The 18,442-nt window shown below is 27.1% G+C and carries 15 protein-coding genes; 9 read left to right on the top strand and 6 right to left on the bottom strand.

Translation table 11 applies throughout. The features are described from left to right. Nucleotides 1–15: 15 nt before the first annotated feature. Both glmU and R5Z65_RS02385 read right to left on the bottom strand, forming a co-directional pair. On the bottom strand, nucleotides 16–1,374 hold the full coding sequence (gene glmU, locus R5Z65_RS02390) for a bifunctional UDP-N-acetylglucosamine diphosphorylase/glucosamine-1-phosphate N-acetyltransferase GlmU (protein ID WP_317366854.1): 1,359 nt from the start codon (nucleotides 1,372–1,374) through the stop codon (nucleotides 16–18). Between the two features lie 21 nt (nucleotides 1,375–1,395). Further along, the gene (locus R5Z65_RS02385; protein WP_317366853.1) at nucleotides 1,396–2,433 is read right to left on the bottom strand and encodes a C39 family peptidase; all 1,038 of its coding nucleotides are present in this window, start codon (nucleotides 2,431–2,433) and stop codon (nucleotides 1,396–1,398) included. 397 nt (nucleotides 2,434–2,830) lie between these two features. Here R5Z65_RS02385 and dnaA point away from each other — a divergent pair, with 397 nt between their 5' ends. The 9 genes from dnaA to R5Z65_RS02340 all read left to right on the top strand — a co-directional run bounded on the left by dnaA (nucleotide 2,831) and on the right by R5Z65_RS02340 (nucleotide 14,841). Beyond that, entirely contained in the window at nucleotides 2,831–4,138 is a 1,308-nt protein-coding gene (gene dnaA / locus R5Z65_RS02380) for a chromosomal replication initiator protein DnaA (RefSeq protein ID WP_317366852.1), read from the top strand. Between the two features lie 271 nt (nucleotides 4,139–4,409). Next, nucleotides 4,410–5,522 (top strand): DNA polymerase III subunit beta, encoded by a 1,113-nt coding sequence (dnaN, locus tag R5Z65_RS02375; protein ID WP_317366851.1) that lies wholly within the window; start codon nucleotides 4,410–4,412, stop codon nucleotides 5,520–5,522. A gap of 152 nt (nucleotides 5,523–5,674) precedes the next feature. Further along, nucleotides 5,675–5,890, top strand: a complete 216-nt coding sequence (locus R5Z65_RS02370) for an RNA-binding S4 domain-containing protein (protein WP_317366850.1) — start codon at nucleotides 5,675–5,677, stop codon at nucleotides 5,888–5,890. A 1-nt stretch (nucleotide 5,891) separates the two neighbouring features. Further along, entirely contained in the window at nucleotides 5,892–6,980 is a 1,089-nt protein-coding gene (recF, locus tag R5Z65_RS02365) for a DNA replication/repair protein RecF (protein ID WP_317366849.1), read from the top strand. A gap of 215 nt (nucleotides 6,981–7,195) precedes the next feature. Then, the gene (gene gyrB, locus R5Z65_RS02360; RefSeq protein ID WP_317366848.1) at nucleotides 7,196–9,103 is read left to right on the top strand and encodes a DNA topoisomerase (ATP-hydrolyzing) subunit B; all 1,908 of its coding nucleotides are present in this window, start codon (nucleotides 7,196–7,198) and stop codon (nucleotides 9,101–9,103) included. Nucleotides 9,104–9,129: 26 nt separating this feature from the next. Continuing rightward, the gene (gene gyrA / locus R5Z65_RS02355) at nucleotides 9,130–11,631 is read left to right on the top strand and encodes a DNA gyrase subunit A (RefSeq protein ID WP_317366847.1); all 2,502 of its coding nucleotides are present in this window, start codon (nucleotides 9,130–9,132) and stop codon (nucleotides 11,629–11,631) included. 413 nt (nucleotides 11,632–12,044) lie between these two features. After that, complete coding sequence (locus tag R5Z65_RS02350; protein ID WP_317366846.1) at nucleotides 12,045–12,914, top strand: flagellin; 870 nt, start codon at nucleotides 12,045–12,047, stop codon at nucleotides 12,912–12,914. Between the two features lie 7 nt (nucleotides 12,915–12,921). Next, nucleotides 12,922–13,392, top strand: a complete 471-nt coding sequence (locus R5Z65_RS02345) for a flagellar protein FliS (RefSeq protein ID WP_317366845.1) — start codon at nucleotides 12,922–12,924, stop codon at nucleotides 13,390–13,392. A 492-nt stretch (nucleotides 13,393–13,884) separates the two neighbouring features. Further along, nucleotides 13,885–14,841 carry a ribose-phosphate diphosphokinase gene (locus tag R5Z65_RS02340; protein WP_317366844.1) on the top strand — a complete coding sequence of 319 codons (957 nt, stop codon included), beginning with the start codon at nucleotides 13,885–13,887 and terminating at the stop codon, nucleotides 14,839–14,841. Nucleotides 14,842–14,892: 51 nt separating this feature from the next. On the opposite strand, the gene R5Z65_RS02335 is transcribed toward R5Z65_RS02340, so the two are convergent. The 4 genes from R5Z65_RS02335 to R5Z65_RS02320 all read right to left on the bottom strand — a co-directional run bounded on the left by R5Z65_RS02335 (nucleotide 14,893) and on the right by R5Z65_RS02320 (nucleotide 18,230). Further along, on the bottom strand, nucleotides 14,893–15,399 hold the full coding sequence (locus R5Z65_RS02335) for a biotin transporter BioY (RefSeq protein WP_317366843.1): 507 nt from the start codon (nucleotides 15,397–15,399) through the stop codon (nucleotides 14,893–14,895). A 586-nt stretch (nucleotides 15,400–15,985) separates the two neighbouring features. Then, the gene (locus tag R5Z65_RS02330) at nucleotides 15,986–16,558 is read right to left on the bottom strand and encodes a DUF4446 family protein (protein WP_317366842.1); all 573 of its coding nucleotides are present in this window, start codon (nucleotides 16,556–16,558) and stop codon (nucleotides 15,986–15,988) included. Between the two features lie 15 nt (nucleotides 16,559–16,573). Next, on the bottom strand, nucleotides 16,574–17,458 hold the full coding sequence (locus R5Z65_RS02325) for a ParB/RepB/Spo0J family partition protein (RefSeq protein WP_317366841.1): 885 nt from the start codon (nucleotides 17,456–17,458) through the stop codon (nucleotides 16,574–16,576). Nucleotide 17,459: 1 nt separating this feature from the next. Continuing rightward, nucleotides 17,460–18,230, bottom strand: a complete 771-nt coding sequence (locus tag R5Z65_RS02320; protein WP_317366840.1) for an AAA family ATPase — start codon at nucleotides 18,228–18,230, stop codon at nucleotides 17,460–17,462. Nucleotides 18,231–18,442: the final 212 nt, after the last annotated feature.

Here is an 18,442-nt window from a genome sequence, read left to right as displayed (position 1 = left end):
TGCATATTTTAGGTATTATTTATTGTTATTATAGTCTAGTTTATTAATTTGGTCTTTTACCCTAGATATAGCTAAAGCATTTTGTGGTACATCATTTGTTATTGTAGAGCCTGCACCAGTAGAGGCATTTTTCCCTATTTTAACAGGTGCTATAAGGTTTGTATTACAACCTATAAAAGCATCATCTTCTATAACTGTTCTATGTTTATATTTTCCATCATAATTTACAGTAACAGTACCACAACCAAAGTTTACATTTTTACCTACATCAGAATCCCCTATATATGTTAAGTGAGATACTTTAGTATTATCATCTATTGTAGAATTTTTTATTTCTACAAAATCTCCTATTTTTACGTGTTCTCCTATATTACTATTAGGCCTTAAATAAGCATAAGGTCCTACTGTTGTATAGCTATTTATAAACGAATTTAAAATAGTAGATTGAGTTATATTTACACAATTTTTTATTTCTGTGTTATTTATCTTTGCATATGGACCTATTAAACAATCGCTACCAATAGTTGTTTTTCCTTCTATTATACAACCTGGTAATATAACTGTATCTTCTCCTATTATAACATCTTTACCTATGTATGTGTTATTAGGGTCTTCTATAGTTATCCCATTATCCATATGGTATTTATTTATCCTTTTTTTCATAACATTAATAGCTGTTGCCAGTTCATATTTAGAGTTTACACCTAAAAACTCCTCGTTATCATCAGCTATCATTATACCAACTTTATTTCCTGTATTTTTTATAATTTCTAATGTATCCGTTAAATAATATTCGTTTTGAGAGTTATTGTTAGAAAGATTGTCTAAAGCAGATTTTAAAGCATTAGAATTAAATATATATACACCTGTATTTATTTCATTTATTTTTGCCTCTCTATCGCTAGTATCTTTTTGTTCTACTATTTTATTAAATATACCATTTTCTCTAACTATCCTACCATATCCTGTTGGATTATCTACAAAAGATGATATAACAGTTGCATAGTTTCTTTCTTTGTTGTGTATTCTAATAAGCTTTTGTAATGTTTCTTTTTTTATAAGTGGCGTATCTCCATATAATATTAATATATTTTCGTCATCGCCTATAAAGTCTAGTGCTTGCATAACAGCGTGCCCTGTACCTAATTGTTGTTTTTGGTATCCATATTTTATGTCAGAACCTAAAACACCTTTTACCATAGCACTTTGGTGGCCTACTATAACCATTATATCATCAGCATTAACATCGTTTGATGCCTCTATAACATAATCTATCATAGTTCTATCTAATACCTTGTGTAATACTTTTGGTATTTTAGATTTCATTCTTGTACCTTGCCCACCTGCTAATATTATAACTTTTAATTTATTCATTTATTACACCTCTTTTTTGTTTTATGGAGCATAAGTTATTGCTTGTTTTCCCATTTGCTCCCAAGCCTTTATAAAGTCTGCTTTTAAAGTTTTTTGTGTCATACCTGGATACATAGGGTCATTATAATATATATACTGACTGTCATATCCTGTTATTAAAACAGAATGTTCTCTGTATGTAAATCTTACATTACCTCTTGTTGTATTAAGGTAATTAAATTCTTGTTCTTGCAAAGCTTTAAATCTTGTATTTATTATAACCCATATTGGAGAATTTTTATTTATATAATAGTATAAATCATTAAAATTTGCTCCTGTAAGGTTTAATGCCTTGCCTCCTACATATTGTTTTAAAAGGTTATATATAGGCTCATTATAAACACCATATCCAGCATTTTCTTTAGAGTATATATCTCCTACAAAACCTTGATGTGGATTTCCATTGTATGTATTTCCTTCTAATGTAAATGTAAAAGGCTCTTTTTTTATATTTTCTGCTAACTCCATTTTATTTACATTTATACGCTTATAGTTTAAAAGCATAGAAAGGCTTGTAACCTCACAACCTCTAAAAAGCTCTGGATATTGCCCTATAAATGGTACATTTTCTATATGATAACTATTTTTTATAACAGTTTGGCTATCCCATATAAAAGTGTTACTTTCTCTAAAAAATACAGATGAGTTTTCATATTTTTTAGCATATTCTAAAGCCTCGCTATAGTTTACAAATTTTTTTAAAAGTTTATACCCTTGATACACTTCATAAGGTGGGTTGCTATCCCATATCCATTTGTAATCTCCAGATTTTTTTATAGATGAGTTTTCGTACTTTCTGGCGTATTCTAAAGCCTTATCATAATCTTCAAATATTTCTATTATTTTGTCATTTTGATAAACTTCATATGCAATTTTTCCCATTTTTGTTACATATATTATTTTATCATCTATCCCTTTATTTATTGTTTTATCTATTTTAAGTATAAAAAATATAAATATATTAACTATAAATATACATATAAGCAAAAAAACTATTATCATTTTTTCACTCTTTTGCAAAATAATTTCCTCCTAAGTGTCTTTTAATAAATAATAATATTATTATATTATCCCATTTTACATTATTTTAATATATATGTCTATATTTTTATTGCTATATTAATTTTTTAAATGTTTATAACTAAAATTGTTGATTATATAAAATATTTTTGTTATTATATATAGTGTTAATAACTATGTAATTATTAACACTTATCCACATATTGTTGATAACTATGTTAATAATTATTTATATATGTTATTTTTTATTTATTTTACTATATTTTTTATGTTAATATATGTTTATCCACATATGTTAATTTTACCATTTTTTTATTTATATTAACATATGTTAATAATAAATTATCCACATATTTTGCATAATTTAATATAAAGATATTTATATAGGAGGTATAAAATGAACACTTATGAAGACTGTTGGGAAGAATGCCTAAAGTCTATGCAACAAGAACTTGGTGATTTTACATTTAAAACTTGGTTTGTCGATTTACAGTTTATATCTTATGAAAATAACACTATTATTTTAAAATCTTCTGATATATTTTACATAGAGCATATAAAGCTTAAATATATGTCTGTTTTAACTGCTGTTTGCGAGCAATGTTTTAACCAAAAAAACTTAAATATTAAACTTGTTTTAGAAGAAGATTTAAAACAAATTTTAAACCAACCAAAAAAACAAAAAACAGAAAATAACCTAAACAATAATTATATATTTGAAAACTTTGTTATTGGTGAGAGCAACAGGCTTGCACACGCTGCATCTGTTGCCGTTGCAGAAAGCCCTGGCATATATAACCCTCTGTTTTTATATGGAGATGTGGGGCTTGGTAAAACCCATCTTATGCACGCTATTGCAAACTACATACTATCAAAAAATCCAGATACAAAAGTGCTATATGCTTCTTGTGAAAAATTTACAAATGAGCTTATAGCATCTATAAGAGAACAAAAAAACAAAGAATTTAGAGAAAAATATAGAAAAATAGATGTTTTATTAATAGATGACATACAATTTATAGTAGATAAAACTCAAACACAAGAGGAGTTTTTCCATACATTTAACGACCTTAAAGACTCTGGAAAACAAATAATTATATCTAGTGATAGACCACCTAATGAGATAGAAACTTTAACAGAGAGGCTTCGCTCTAGATTTGCAGGGGGGCTTATAGCAGATATAAAAACACCTAATTTTGAAACAAGAACTGCCATTTTAGAAAAAAAAGCAGAGTCTTTAAACATATCAATACCAAAAGATGTTTCACAGTTTATAGCAAAATCTGTTAAAAGCAATATAAGAGAATTAGAGGGTGCTTTAACGCGTGTTATAGCTTATTCTAACCTTACAGGGGTTAACCTTAGCGTTGAACTTGCAGAAAATGCCCTTAAAGATATTATACAAGATAAAGACATATCTCTTTCTACTGATACTATATTAGAGGCTGTATCTAACCACTTTAACGTAAAAATAGACGAAATAAGGAGCAAAAAAAGAAACCAACCTATAACTATTGCTAGACAAGTTTATATGTATCTTACAAGAGAAATACTAAACGAATCTTTGTTAAATATAGGTAGAAGTATAGGTAGAGACCATTCTACTGTTATACACGGTATAGAAAAGATAGAAGAAAAACTAAAATCAGATAAAAATTTTGAAAATTCAATTATTGTTTTAAGAGATAAAATATTAAAAAAATAGTATTTTACTATGTTGGTAACTACTTTATAACTATGTTATTATTTTGTTTATAACTATATATATTTTTTTTATATGTTTATTATGTTGATAACTTTAAAGATAAAAAAAATTATCAACATATTTTTAATTTTATTTTTTTATTTAAATTTTAAGCATTTTTTTAGTTATCAACATATAAACACACTCTACTACTATATCTACTATAAAAACATATTATATATCTATATATTTAAACACAAAAGTTTTTAACATTATAAAAGGAGATTTATTTATGAACATTAAATGTAAAAAAGATATTTTACTTCAAAATATAAATATTGTTTTAAAATCTGTTCCATCAAGAACAACTTTACCTATATTAGAATGTATATTATTAAAAGCAGATAAAAATGGCTTTAGGTTAATATCTAATGATTTAGAGCTTGGTATAGAAACATCTAATATAGAAGCGGATATATTAGAAAAAGGATTAGTTGCTTTAGAAGCTAGAATTTTTTTTGACATAATAAAAAATATGCCAGATGGGGATATATCCATAGAAGTAGATGAAAAGAATGTTACTATTATAAAAAATGGTAAAACAGAATTTAAAATACTAGGGCAAAATGGAGAAGAATTTCCTACACTTAATACAGTAGAAAAAGAAGAAAAATATGAAATAAATTCATCTGTTCTTAAAAATATGATAAGACAAACAAAATTTTCTGTATCTACAGATGAGTCTAAACCAGCTTTAACTGGAGAACTAATAGAAATAAAAGAAGGATATTTAAACATAGTTGCAATAGATGGATTTAGAGTATCTTTTAGACGTACAGAGCTAAAAAAAGATTTTAAAAATGCAGATTTTATTGTACCTGCTAAAGCTTTAAATGAAATTATAAAAATATTATCTGATAAAGAAGATAGTGTAGTAAATTTATATTTTAACGAAAATTACATTTTGTTTGAGCTTGATAGTTGTATTATTATATCTAGATTGCTAGATGGAGAGTTTTTAAAATATGAACAAATATTTACAGAAGATTATAATACAAAAATAAAAATAGACAGAACAAGTTTTTTAAATAGCTTAGAAAGAGCATCTTTAATATCTAAAGACAATAAAAAAACACCTGTTAAGCTAGAAATAAAAAATGATGATAACCTTGTTATTACCTCTAATACAGAGTTTGGTACATCTTATGAAGAAGTGGCTATAGATTTAGAGGGAGAGGGGCTTAGCATAGCTTTTAATCCTAGATATTTAATAGAGGCTTTAAAGGCTATAGATGATGATAAAGTATCTATACAGTTTATAACATCTCTTAGCCCTTGTATTATAAAGGGAATTGATAATGACGACTATAAATATTTAATTTTACCTTTAAAAATTAATGAATAATTATAAAATAATTAACAGACTGTAGACAAAATATTATTAAGTAAACTTTTTTCATTTTTATCTCAAAAAAATAAACTTGTTATTTTTTTGAACAGGTTGTAGACAAAGTCTACAACCTCATAATTATAAAATAATTAAAATATGGTGATTATATGGAAGAAATAAAATTTAATACAGAGTTTATAAAATTACAACAATTTATAAAGCTAGCTAGAGTTGTAGGACAAGGCTCAGATGCAAAAATGCTTATATTAGACGGTATTGTAAAAGTAAATGGTACAACTTGCCTTGAAAGAGGTAAAAAAATAAGAAATGGAGATATTATAGAAATACAAGATTTTGGTACATTTAAAGCTATAGGTGAATAAAATGTATGTAAAAAAAATATCTTTAAAAAATTATAGAAATATAGAAAAATTGGACCTTGAGCTAAAAGACGGTGTAAATATTTTTTATGGAAAAAATGCTCAAGGTAAAACTAACCTTTTAGAAAGTGTATATATAGGTGCAACTGGTAGAAGCCATAGAACACATAAAGATAAAGAGCTTATAAAATTTGGCCAAGATGAAGCTCATATAAGGCTAGAGGTACAAAAAGAAACTATATTTGATAAAATAGATATACATTTAAAAAATGATAGTAAAAAAGGTATTGCTATAAATAATATACCCATTAATAAATTGGGAGAGCTTTTTGGCTATTTAAATGTTGTTATCTTCTCTCCAGAAGATTTAAGCCTTATAAAGCAAGGACCTCAAGAAAGACGAAAATTTATAGATATGGAGCTTTGTCAAATAAACAATATATACTATTACAATCTTTCACAGTACCATAAAGTATTAAAACAGCGTAATACATTATTAAAAAAAATAATTAAAAATATAAGCCTTAAAGATACACTATTTGTATGGGATAGTCAGCTTGTAGATTTTGGTGTAAAAATAATACAAACAAGAGATTTATTTATTAAAAAATTAAATTATATATCAAATAAAATACATAAAGATATTACAAATAGTACTGAAATATTAGAGTTAAAATATAAACCTAGCGTAACAATAGAAGAATTTAAAGAAAAGATAGATAAAAACATAGATAAAGATATACTATATGGAACTACTTGCTATGGGCCACATAAAGATGATTTGTTATTTTTTATAAATGGGGTAAATGCTAGAGATTTTGGCTCTCAAGGACAACAAAGAACAGCCTCTTTAAGCACAAAACTAGCAGAAATAAAATTGATAGAAGAAGAAAAGGGGATACTACCAGTTTTATTACTAGATGATGTTTTATCTGAATTAGATAAAGATAGACAGAGATTTTTAATAAAAAATATAAAAAATCTACAAGTAATAATAACTTGCACAGGTGTAGAAGATGTTTTAAAAAATTTAGATGAAAAATGTAATATTTTTAATGTATCAAATGGAAAAATAAATACAAATAATAATTAATATTTTATACTAATATTTATAATGTGTATATTTTTAAAATTTTAATAAAAATATGGCAAAATATACTGTTAAAAGCCTGTAATATATGATATAATATATGTTACAGGCTTTTGACGTTTTAAAATAAAGCATTAAAAATTGATTATAAAATATGAATGATAAATAATCGAATTAAAATATATTAAGTATTTTGATTTTATAAAAGGAGAATATAAATGAAACCAGAATATAACGAGAATCAAATACAAATATTGGAAGGCCTAGAGGCTGTTAGAAAGCGTCCTGGTATGTATATAGGCTCTACATCTAGTAGAGGGTTACATCATCTTGTATATGAAATAGTAGATAATGCAGTAGACGAAGCTTTGGCAGGGCATTGTTCTGAAATAGAGGTATCTATAAATAAAGAAAATAGCATAAGGGTAAAAGACAATGGTAGGGGTATCCCTATAGGTATACACCCACAAAAAGGTATACCAGCTGTTGAGGTTGTATTTACAATACTTCACGCTGGAGGTAAATTTGGTGGTGGTGGATATAAAGTATCTGGTGGGTTACACGGTGTTGGTGCTTCTGTTGTTAATGCTCTTAGCCAGTGGCTTGTTGTAAAAATATATAATGGTGGTAAAATATACGAACAAAAATATTCTCGTGGAGATGTTGTTACAAAACTTACTGTTGTAGGAGAATGTGACAAATCTATAACAGGTACGGAAATAGAATTTAAACCAGATTATGAAATATTTGATGAGCTAGAATATAGCTATGATACATTAAAGCAAAGGCTACAAGAAACAGCCTTTTTAACAAAAGGTATAAAAATAGTATTAAAAGATTTAAGACAAGAAGAAATAAAAGAAAAAACTTTCCACTATGAAGGTGGTATTAAAGAGTTTGTACAACATATAAATAAAAATAAAGTACCTGTATATGAAGACGTGTTTTATTGTGAAGGTATAAAAGATAACATTTTTGTAGAGGTTGCTTTTCAGCATAATGATGGATATTTAGAAAACAACTACTCTTATGTAAACAATATAAACACAGTAGACGGTGGTACGCATATTGCAGGCTTTAGAAGTGCTATAACAAAAACGGTAAATGACTATGGCAAAAAATTTGGACTTTTAAAAGAAAACGAAAAAGTAACAGGTGATGATATAAGAGAGGGGCTAACATCTGTTGTTAGTATAAAAATAGAAGAACCTCAGTTTGAAGGACAAACAAAAGGTAAACTAGGTAGTAAAGAGGCTAAAAATGCAGTAGATAGCGTTTTATCAGAAAATTTAACTTATTTTTTAGAAGAAAATCCAACAATTGGTAAAATGATTATAGAAAAGGCTTTAGTTGCCTCTCGTGCTAGAGATGCTGCCAAAAAAGCTCGTGAGCTTGTAAGGAGAAAATCTGCTCTTGAGGTTGGTAGGCTTCCTGGTAAATTGACAGATTGTAGCGAAAAAGACCCGTCTAAATGTGAGCTATATATAGTTGAGGGAAACTCTGCTGGTGGTTCTGCTGTTAATGCAAGAACGCCAAAAACTCAAGCTATATTGCCTCTTAGGGGTAAAATATTAAACGTAGAAAAGTCTAGGCTTGATAAAATATTAGGTAACGAAGAAATACGCTCTATGATAACAGCTTTTGGGACAGGTATACACGATGACTTTGATATAGAAAAGCTTAGATACCATAAAATAGTACTTATGACAGATGCCGATGTAGACGGTGCACATATTACTACACTTCTTCTTACATTTATTTTTAGGTTTATGACACCTCTTATAGAAAATGGTTATGTATACCTTGCTAAACCACCTCTTTATAAAATAGAAAAAGGCAAAAAAGAATATTATGCTTATAGTGATGCAGAAAGAGATGAAATATTACAACAAATAGGCACAGAGGGTATAAAGCCTATACAACGTTATAAAGGGCTTGGAGAAATGGACGCAGAGCAACTTTGGGAAACAACTATGGACCCAGAAAAACGTATCTTATTAAGAGTAACATTAGAAGATGCAAGGCTTGCAGATGAAATATTTGACCAGCTTATGGGAGATAGGGTAGAGCCAAGACGTGAGTTTATACAAGAAAATGCAAAATTTGTTACAAACTTAGATGTGTAATATACTATTAGAAAGGATAAAACATTATGTCTGAAAATCAATTTGAACACTATGACAAAATAATAGACACAGAGATAGCAGATAAGATGAAAAGCTCTTATATAGAATATGCTATGAGTGTTATTGTTTCTAGAGCATTACCAGACGTTAGAGATGGATTAAAACCTGTTCATAGACGTATACTATATGCTATGAACAAGCTAAACTTAGACCCTAGCAAAGGATATAAAAAATGTGCCAATATAGTAGGTGAAACGATGGGTAAATACCACCCTCACGGTGATGCTGCTATATATGATGCTTTAGTTAGAATGGCACAAGATTTTTCTATGCGTTATATGCTTGTAGACGGGCACGGTAACTTTGGGTCTATAGATGGTTATCCTGCTGCTGCTCATAGATATACAGAGGCTAAGCTTAGTAAAATAGCAGTTGAAATGCTATCTGACATAGAAAAAAATACAGTAGATTTTACAGATAACTATGACAGTACAGAAAAAGAGCCAACAGTTCTTCCGTCTAGATTTCCTAACCTACTTGTAAATGGTTCTTCTGGGATAGCAGTTGGTATGGCAACTAATATACCACCTCATAACCTTACAGAAGTAATAGATGGCTTGTTAAAAATAATAGACAACAAAATAGAAGAAAATAGAGATACCGATATAGAAGAAATTTTAAATATTATTAAAGGACCAGATTTTCCAACAGGTGCTACCATACTTGGTAAGGCAGGTATAAGAATGGCATATACTACTGGTAGAGGTAGAATACGTGTTCGTTCTACTGCCAATATAGAAACTACTAAAACAGGTAAAGAAAGAATAATAATAACAGAAATACCTTATCAAGTAAATAAATCTCGTATGATAGAAAAAATAGCAGAGCTTGTTAAGGACAAAAAGGTAGATGGTATAACAGATATAAACGATGAATCTGATAGAAATGGTATAAGAGTTGTTATAGAATGTAGAAAAGATGCTAATGCTAATGTTATACTAAACCAACTTTATAAATATTCTCAATTACAGGAAAATTATAGTATAAACTTTTTATCTATTGTAGATGGTGTACCTAAAACTTTAAATTTAAAAGAAATTTTACAATATTATTTAAAACATCAAGAGGAAGTTGTTACAAGAAGAACTCAGTTTGACTTAGATAAAGCCTTAAAAAGAGCACATATAGTAGAGGGACTTTTAAAAGCTTTAGATTTTATAGATGAAATAATAAACATCATTAGGTCTAACAAGGATATAAAAGATGCAAAAGCTATACTTATGGATAGATTTGACTTTACTTTTGAGCAAGTAGATGCTATATGCGAAATGCGTCTTAGAAGTTTATCTGGATTAGAAAGAGAAAAATTAGATGAAGAATTTGCTAAGCTTAATTCTCTTATAGACCAATTACAAGCTATATTAGGTAGCGAAAATAGACTTTTACAAGTAATAAAAGAAGAATTGTTACAAACAAAAGCTAAATTTGGCGATGAAAGACTAACAGCTATTGTTCAAGATGAAGGTGATTTATATATAGAAGACCTTATAGAAGATGAAATGAGTGTTATAACAATGACACATCTTGATTATATTAAGAGATTACCATTATCTACATATAAAAGCCAAAACAGAGGTGGTAAAGGTATAATAGGTATGCAAACAAGAGATGAAGATTTTGTTAAAAATCTATTTTTAAGTAGCAACCATAGTTTTATATATTTCTTTACAAACAAAGGTAAAGTGTACCGTATAAAAACATTTGAAATACCAGAGGCTGGGCGTACTGCTAAAGGAACACCTATTATTAACCTTTTACAGCTAGATAATGGAGAAAAGATAACAGCTGTTATACCAGTTAAACAAAATAAAGATAATGAAGATATAGCTACAGATGAATATCTTGCTATGACTACTAAAAAAGGTATTATTAAAAAGACAAAAATATCTATGTTTAATAATATTAGAAAAATGGGACTTATAGCAGTAAACCTTAGAGAAGATGATGAGCTTATATCTGTACAAAAAATAACAGATGGTAAACACATATTTTTAGCTACAAAATTTGGTATGTCTATTAGATTTAGTGAAGAAGACATAAGAGAGCTTGGAAGAAATGCAACAGGGGTAAAAGCTATTACTTTAAATAAAGACGATGAAGTGGTAGCAAGCGAAGTAATAGAAGAAGATAAAAAAGTTCTTATTGTTTCTGAAAAAGGGTTTGGTAAATGTACTTTAAGTGATGAATATAGAGCACAAACACGTGGTGGAAAAGGGCTTAAAACATATAAAATTACAGAAAGAACAGGTAATGTTATAGATGTTAAAATGATAGATGAAAAAGAAGAGCTTATTATGGTTACATCTGAGGGTGTTATTATTAGAATAAGGGCTAAAGATATATCCACAACAAGCCGTGTAACACAAGGTGTTAAGCTTATAAATATTGATGATGATGTTAAAGTTATGAGCGTTGCAAAAATATCTGAAGACTATATAGAAAACGAAGATATTGAAGATATCATTTAAGAATAATCAATTTTTTGAATACCGTGTATTCAAAAGCAGATATTCCTATATATTTTTATAGATAAAAATTAATACAAAACCCCGTATATAATTTTTCCTTTAAAAATATAAGTCATATCTTAATTGTATTTAATCAATTTTTTGAATACCGTGTATTCAAAAGCAGATATTCCTATATATTTTTATACGTAAAAATTAATACAAGAATCCGTATATAATTTTTCCTTTAAAAATATAAGTCATATCTTAATTGATATAAATAAGTTTAAATAGCTAAAGATTTGTCTTTAGCTATTTAAATTATAAAAATTAAAGTGTTAAGTATATTGTTATTTTTGACGAAATAATATGAAAGACTTATTTAATAAAGAGTATTTAAATAAATGGATTAAATATTTTGGAAGGTGAAATATATGATATTAAATACAAACCCACAAGCATTATTAGCTAACAATGCTTTATGGCATAGAAATAACTCATTGGTAAAAGCATCTACAAATTTATCTACAGGTATAAAAATAAATAAAACTGGAGATGACCCAACAGGTATGGCTGTTTCTAATAAAATGAGATTACAAATAAAAGGTATAGAAATGGCAGATAGAAATGTTAATGATGCTATATCTTTAATACAAACAGCAGAGGGAAGCATAGGAGAAATGCAAAACATTACTCAAAGAATGAGAGAGTTAGCAGTTCAAGCATCTAATGGTACATTAACACCAGAAGATAGAAACCTTATACAAAAAGAAATAGTACAACTTTCTGAAGAATTAAATGCAATATCAGAAAGAACAGAATTTAATAAAAAGCATTTAATAAATGGTGATTATGAAGAATTTATATTCCATACTGGAAATGATTATAGAGATAATTTAAAAGTTAGTTTTAAACCTATAAATGCACCTGTTTTAGGATTAAGTACAAAAAAAGAAAAAGAGTATGATGACAATGGAAATCAACTACAAACTGAAATAGATGGATTAAATTATACAACAATAGATGGTGCACAAGAAGCAATAACAAGATGTGATGAAGCTTTAAAGAGAATAAGTAACTATAGAGCAAATTTAGGTGCTAACCAAAATAGGTTAGAAAAAACTAGCAATTCATTAATTATATCAGAAGAAAGTACTCGTTCAGCTTTATCTAGAGTTTTAGATACAGATATGGCAGGAGAAATGGCAGAGTATACAAAAAATAATGTATTAGTACAAGCTGGTATATCTATGTTATCTCAGTCAAACCAAAGACCTAATCAATTATTATCATTATTACAATAGGTGTATTATGGGGATAAATAAGCAAGACTATGTTGCCAAAATAGCAAATGCTAGCCCTTTAAAGTTAGTTATTATAAATTTTGAAATAATATTTGACTATATAGAGGAAAGTAAAAAAAATATAGATAATGAAAAAGAATTTGATTTTAATATATTAAAAGCAAGGCAATTTTTATCGGAGCTTAGAGGAAGCTTAGATATGCAATATGAAATATCATCTTACTTACTAACAATGTATAATTATGTAGACAGACAATTAGCAAAATTTTTATTTAGTAAAAAAATAGAAGATTTAAAATCTGGTGAAGATGTTTTAAAAACTATAATGTCTGGGTTTGAAGGAATAGAAGAAAACGAAAAAGATAAAAGTTCTATAATGGAAAATACAGATACTATATATGCAGGTCTTACATATGGTAAAGATGGTAGGTTACAGGAATTTGTAGATATTAAAGAAAACAAGGGATTTAAAGCTTAGTAATAAAAAGGCTAAATTTATATTTAGCCTTGAGATTGTAGACAAAGTCTACAATCTCTTAAAAAAATAATAAGTTTATTTTTTTATATATTCTAGGGTAAAAAAGCTGATTTCTGCGTACAAGGGCTAAAGCCACTTGAACTCTAGCTTTTTACACAATCCGAGGCAAAGCCACGTATTGTGATTAAAATTTTTATCTCATATATACATATGAGATAAAAATGAAAAAAGTTGATTTAATAATATTTTGTCTAAAGTCTGAGGCTAAATTTATATTTAGCCTTTTTATTGTATATTTTTTAGTATTATTTTATATAACAAAGGTAAAATTTTTTTTGTTTTACTGATGTATTTTATACATTAACAAATATTAATATAAAAATGTAAAAAGCTTATTGTAAAAAATATAAATATAATGTAAAATATATTTGTAATGTTATAAATTATAAATTAATATATAAAATATTTAACTATCTTAGGAGGAACAATATTATGAACGGTGGTTACAAAAGTGAGATAAAGCTCTTTACTTGTAACGGAAATAAAAAACTTGCAGAACAAATAGCTAATGATTTAGGTATCCCTTTATCAAAATGTAGCGTTAGCAAATTTAGTGATGGAGAGATTAGTGTTGCTATAGATGAAACAGTTAGAGGGTGTGACGTTTATATTATCCAACCTACATCTTATCCAGTTAACGATAATTTAATGGAGCTTTTAATAATGATAGATGCTTGTAAAAGGGCTTCTGCTGGGCGTATAAATGCTGTTGTACCATACTATGGATATGCTAGACAAGATAGAAAAGTTAAGGCTCGTGACCCAATTAGCTCTAAACTTGTGGCAAATTTAATAGCAAGTGCTGGTGCAGATAGAGTTATAACAATGGATTTACACTGTGCTCAAATACAAGGTTTTTTTGATATACCAGTAGACCATTTATTTGGAATGCCTATGTTAGTATCTTATTATAGAGAAAAATTTAAAAACAATAAAGAAGATTTAGTTGTAGTTTCTCCAGATTTAGGTAGTGTTGCAAGGACTAGAAGTTTTGCAGAGAGATTAGATATACCTTTAGCTATTATAGACAAAAGAAGACCTAAGCCAAATGTTTCTGAAATAATGAATATTATAGGTGAGATAAAAGATAAACACGTTATACTTATTGATGATATGATAGATACAGCAGGTACTATAACAAATGCTGCTAATGCCCTTAAGGAGAGAGGGGCAAAGAGCGTTTGTGCTTGTTGTACACACCCTATATTATCTGGAAAAGCCATAGAAAGAATAGAGAGTAGTGCTATAGAAGAATTGTTAGTTTTAAACACAGTAGAGCTTGATGATGAGAAAAATATATCTAAAATAAAACAATTATCAGTTTCTAAACTAATATCTAATGCTATTAACCGTATACATAACGAAGAACCTGTTTCTGTTATATTTTAAAATAATTTTTTAGATATTTTACATAAAAAAGAGATAATCCTAAATTTAGAATTATCTCTTTTTTATGTAAAACGGAGTAACAAGTTTAATTTTTTTACTTACAAAATATGCTAAAAATATAGATAAAAAGTCTTTTATTATGTAGGGGAGGGATACTATAAAAATAGAATTTATAAAATTAGTTTTTGTTAAAAAACTAAATTGTATAACACCTAAAAAATGACATATAAAAAGTCCTAATATACTATAAAATATATTTTTTGTTCCACATAGAAAAGCTAAAAATATAAAACCAAATAAAAATCCACCAGAAACAGATACAAAGCGAGATATACCACCAGTTAATCCAGAAAAAACAGGTAGACCAATAGCACCTAATAAAAGATATATAAAAATACATAAAGTGCCATATTTTTTACCAAGTGTAAAGCCTGCTAAAGATATGGCAAAAGTTTGTAATGTAAAGGGTACACCCCAAGGGGTAGGGATAGATATAACAGACATTATACACACAATAGCAGAAAATATAGCAATATAAGTAATGTTTTTTGTTTTCATTGTAAACCTCCTTAATATAATTGTAAACTGATAATAACATACATTTGTATAATTGTCAACACAAAATAATATATAAGTTTACAAATATATTTTATAGTAAACAATATTTAAATTATTATTGTAATATATAACCTTATTTTAAAAAATATAAGTCATATCTTAATTGTATTTAATCAATTTTTTGAATACTGTTATTCAAAAACAGATATTCCTATATATTTTTATACGTAAAAATTAATACAAAAACCCGTATATAATTTTTCCTTAAAAAATATAAGTCATATCTCAATTGTATTTAATCAATTTTTTGAATACTGTTATTCAAAAACAGATATTCCTATATATTTTTATACGTAAAAATTAATACAAAAACCCGTATATAATTTTTCCTTAAAAAATATAAGTCATATCTCAATTGTATTTAATCAATTTTTTGAATACTGTTATTCAAAAACAGATATTCCTATATATTTTTATACGTAAAAATTAATACAAAACCCCGTATATAATTTTTCCTTAAAAATATAAGTCATATCTTAATTGTATTAAAAAAGCCTTATATATATAAAATATAAGGCTGGGGTAATTAGTTATTAATAGCTTTTTCTAAAGCTTCTATCTCTTCTTGAGAAAGTTTATGATTAGGAGATTGTCCATTTACTATCTCTTTAGCATAGCTATAACAAGCTTGACGAGAGTATATACTATTTATAACTATACCATTATTATTTTCATCTAATAATGCTATAGCATAGCATAAGTCCCCACCAACTTCTTCAAAGGGATTATATCTTATTATAGAAACTTTTTGAACAGCATTTTTTAATTTTTCATTAGTAAGATATATAAGTTTGTTAGTATTTTCTATGTCGCTAGATAATGAAATTTTAGTGTTTTCTATTTTTTCTAATATTTCTTTTTCTCTAGCTAAAAATTCTGTAACATTGTTGTTGTATTCTACAAGCATATTTTCTATATCAATATTTTTATCATCTGGTAAAAATTTCTTTAAACGTTTTTTTGTTTTAGATAATTTTACAGATAATACAATTAACCATATAGGTGATATTAATAAAAATATAAGTATAATAGTAGACAATATTTGCATAGCTATGCTTAAGTAAAGATTACTATCTAATGTTAAAATAAAACTATCCATTTTATACCTCCAGTATTATAATTTTTTTAAAATACAGAAAAGTCTATCTAACTCTTCTTGAGAATAGTATTCTATTTCTATTTTACCTTTATTTTTGTTATCTTTTATATTAACTTTTGTGCCTAATATTTGGTTTAGTTGTTTAGATATATCAAGGTAAAGTTGTTTTTTTAGTATGTCATCTTCTTTAGGAGTATTTTTTTCTTCTTTTTTTTCTTCTAGTAATTTTTTTACTATATCCTCTGTTTGCCTAACACTAAGTTGTTCTTCTATAATTTTTTCTGCTAAATCAAACTGTATATCCATATTTTCTATAGGTAGTAATGCTCTAGCGTGTCCTTGTGAAAGTTTAAGCTCTATGACAAAATTTTGAACACGACTGTCTAGCTTTAGCAGTCTTATAGCATTAGAAATAGTTGTTCTATTTTTACCTACTTTTTCTGCTATTTGTTCTTGGTTAAGATTAAATTTTTCTTGGAATATTTTATATGTCAGTGCTTCTTCTATAGGGTTTAAGTTTTCTCTTTGGATATTTTCTATAAGGGATACTTCTAATGAAACTAAATCATCATATTCTTTTATAATTATAGGAATTTTTTTTAATTTAAGCTTTTTAGCTGCTCTAAAGCGTCTTTCTCCACTTATTATTTCGTAAAAATCTCCTTTTTTCTTTACTATTATAGGGCTTATTATTCCCACATTTTTAATAGATAATGCAAGCTCTTCCAATGTATCATCGTTAAAATGTTTTCTTGGTTGAGATTTATCTGGTTGTACCTTATTTATATCTATTTCTATAATTTTGTTTAAATCTGTTTCTTGGATTGATGTATTATTTGGTGTTAGTACATCATCTTTTATTAAAGCACCAAGTCCTTTTCCTAATCCTTTCTTTATCATATTATCCCTCCTGGTTATAGATTACTTCTTCAGCTAAAAGCATATAAGCTTCTGCACCTTTAGATTTTGGGTCGTATAGATTAATAGGTTTACCGTGGCTAGGTGCTTCGCTTAATCTAACATTGCGTGGTATAATACTTCTATAAATATTTTTACCAAGATGTTTTTTTACCTCTTCTACAACTTGTAAAGATAAGTTTGTCCTAGCATCGTACATAGTAAATACAACACCTTCTATTTGTAAGGAAGGGTTTAATTTTTGCTGTACAAGATTTATTGTGTATAAAAGCTGAGATAATCCTTCTAGTGCATAATATTCACATTGTAAAGGAACTAGTATTGTGTGTGCTGCTGTTAGAGCATTAACAGTAAGCATATTTAAAGATGGGGGACAGTCTATTAAAACATAGTCGTATTCGTTATTAATATTTGATAATATATTTTTTAATAAATACTCTCTATCATCTTTGCCAACAAGCTCTATTTCTGCACCAGATAGCTCTATGTTACTAGGTAAAATATGTAATTTTTCAAAAAAATCTAATTCTATTTTAACTTGCTCAAATTTAGCATTTTCTAATAATAAATCATAAAAGGTATATTGTAACTCATTTTTGTCTATACCCAAACCACTTGATGTATTACCTTGAGGGTCAGAATCTATAACAAGGACTCTTTTGCCTTTTTCTGCCAAAGAAGCAGCTAAATTAATAGATGTTGTTGTTTTGCCAACTCCACCTTTTTGGTTTGCAATAGCAATAATCTTGCCCATTTTTTCACCACCTAAAATAAAATATAATTAATTATAACATAAAAATGTTCCACGTGAAACATTTTTATAATTTTTTTAAGGATATATTTTTACAAAATTTTTGTGAAACAACATTTTTTGCATACTGTTTCACGTGAAACATAAATAAATTAAAATACATATCTTAATTGAGTATATCAATTTTTTGAATACTGATATTCAAAAACAGATAT

Source organism: uncultured Tyzzerella sp. (assembly GCF_963558545.1).
GTDB lineage: Bacteria > Bacillota > Clostridia > Lachnospirales > CAG-274 > Tyzzerella.
Note: the sequence above shows the minus strand (reverse complement) of the source record. Positions and strands in the feature narration are given on the sequence as shown.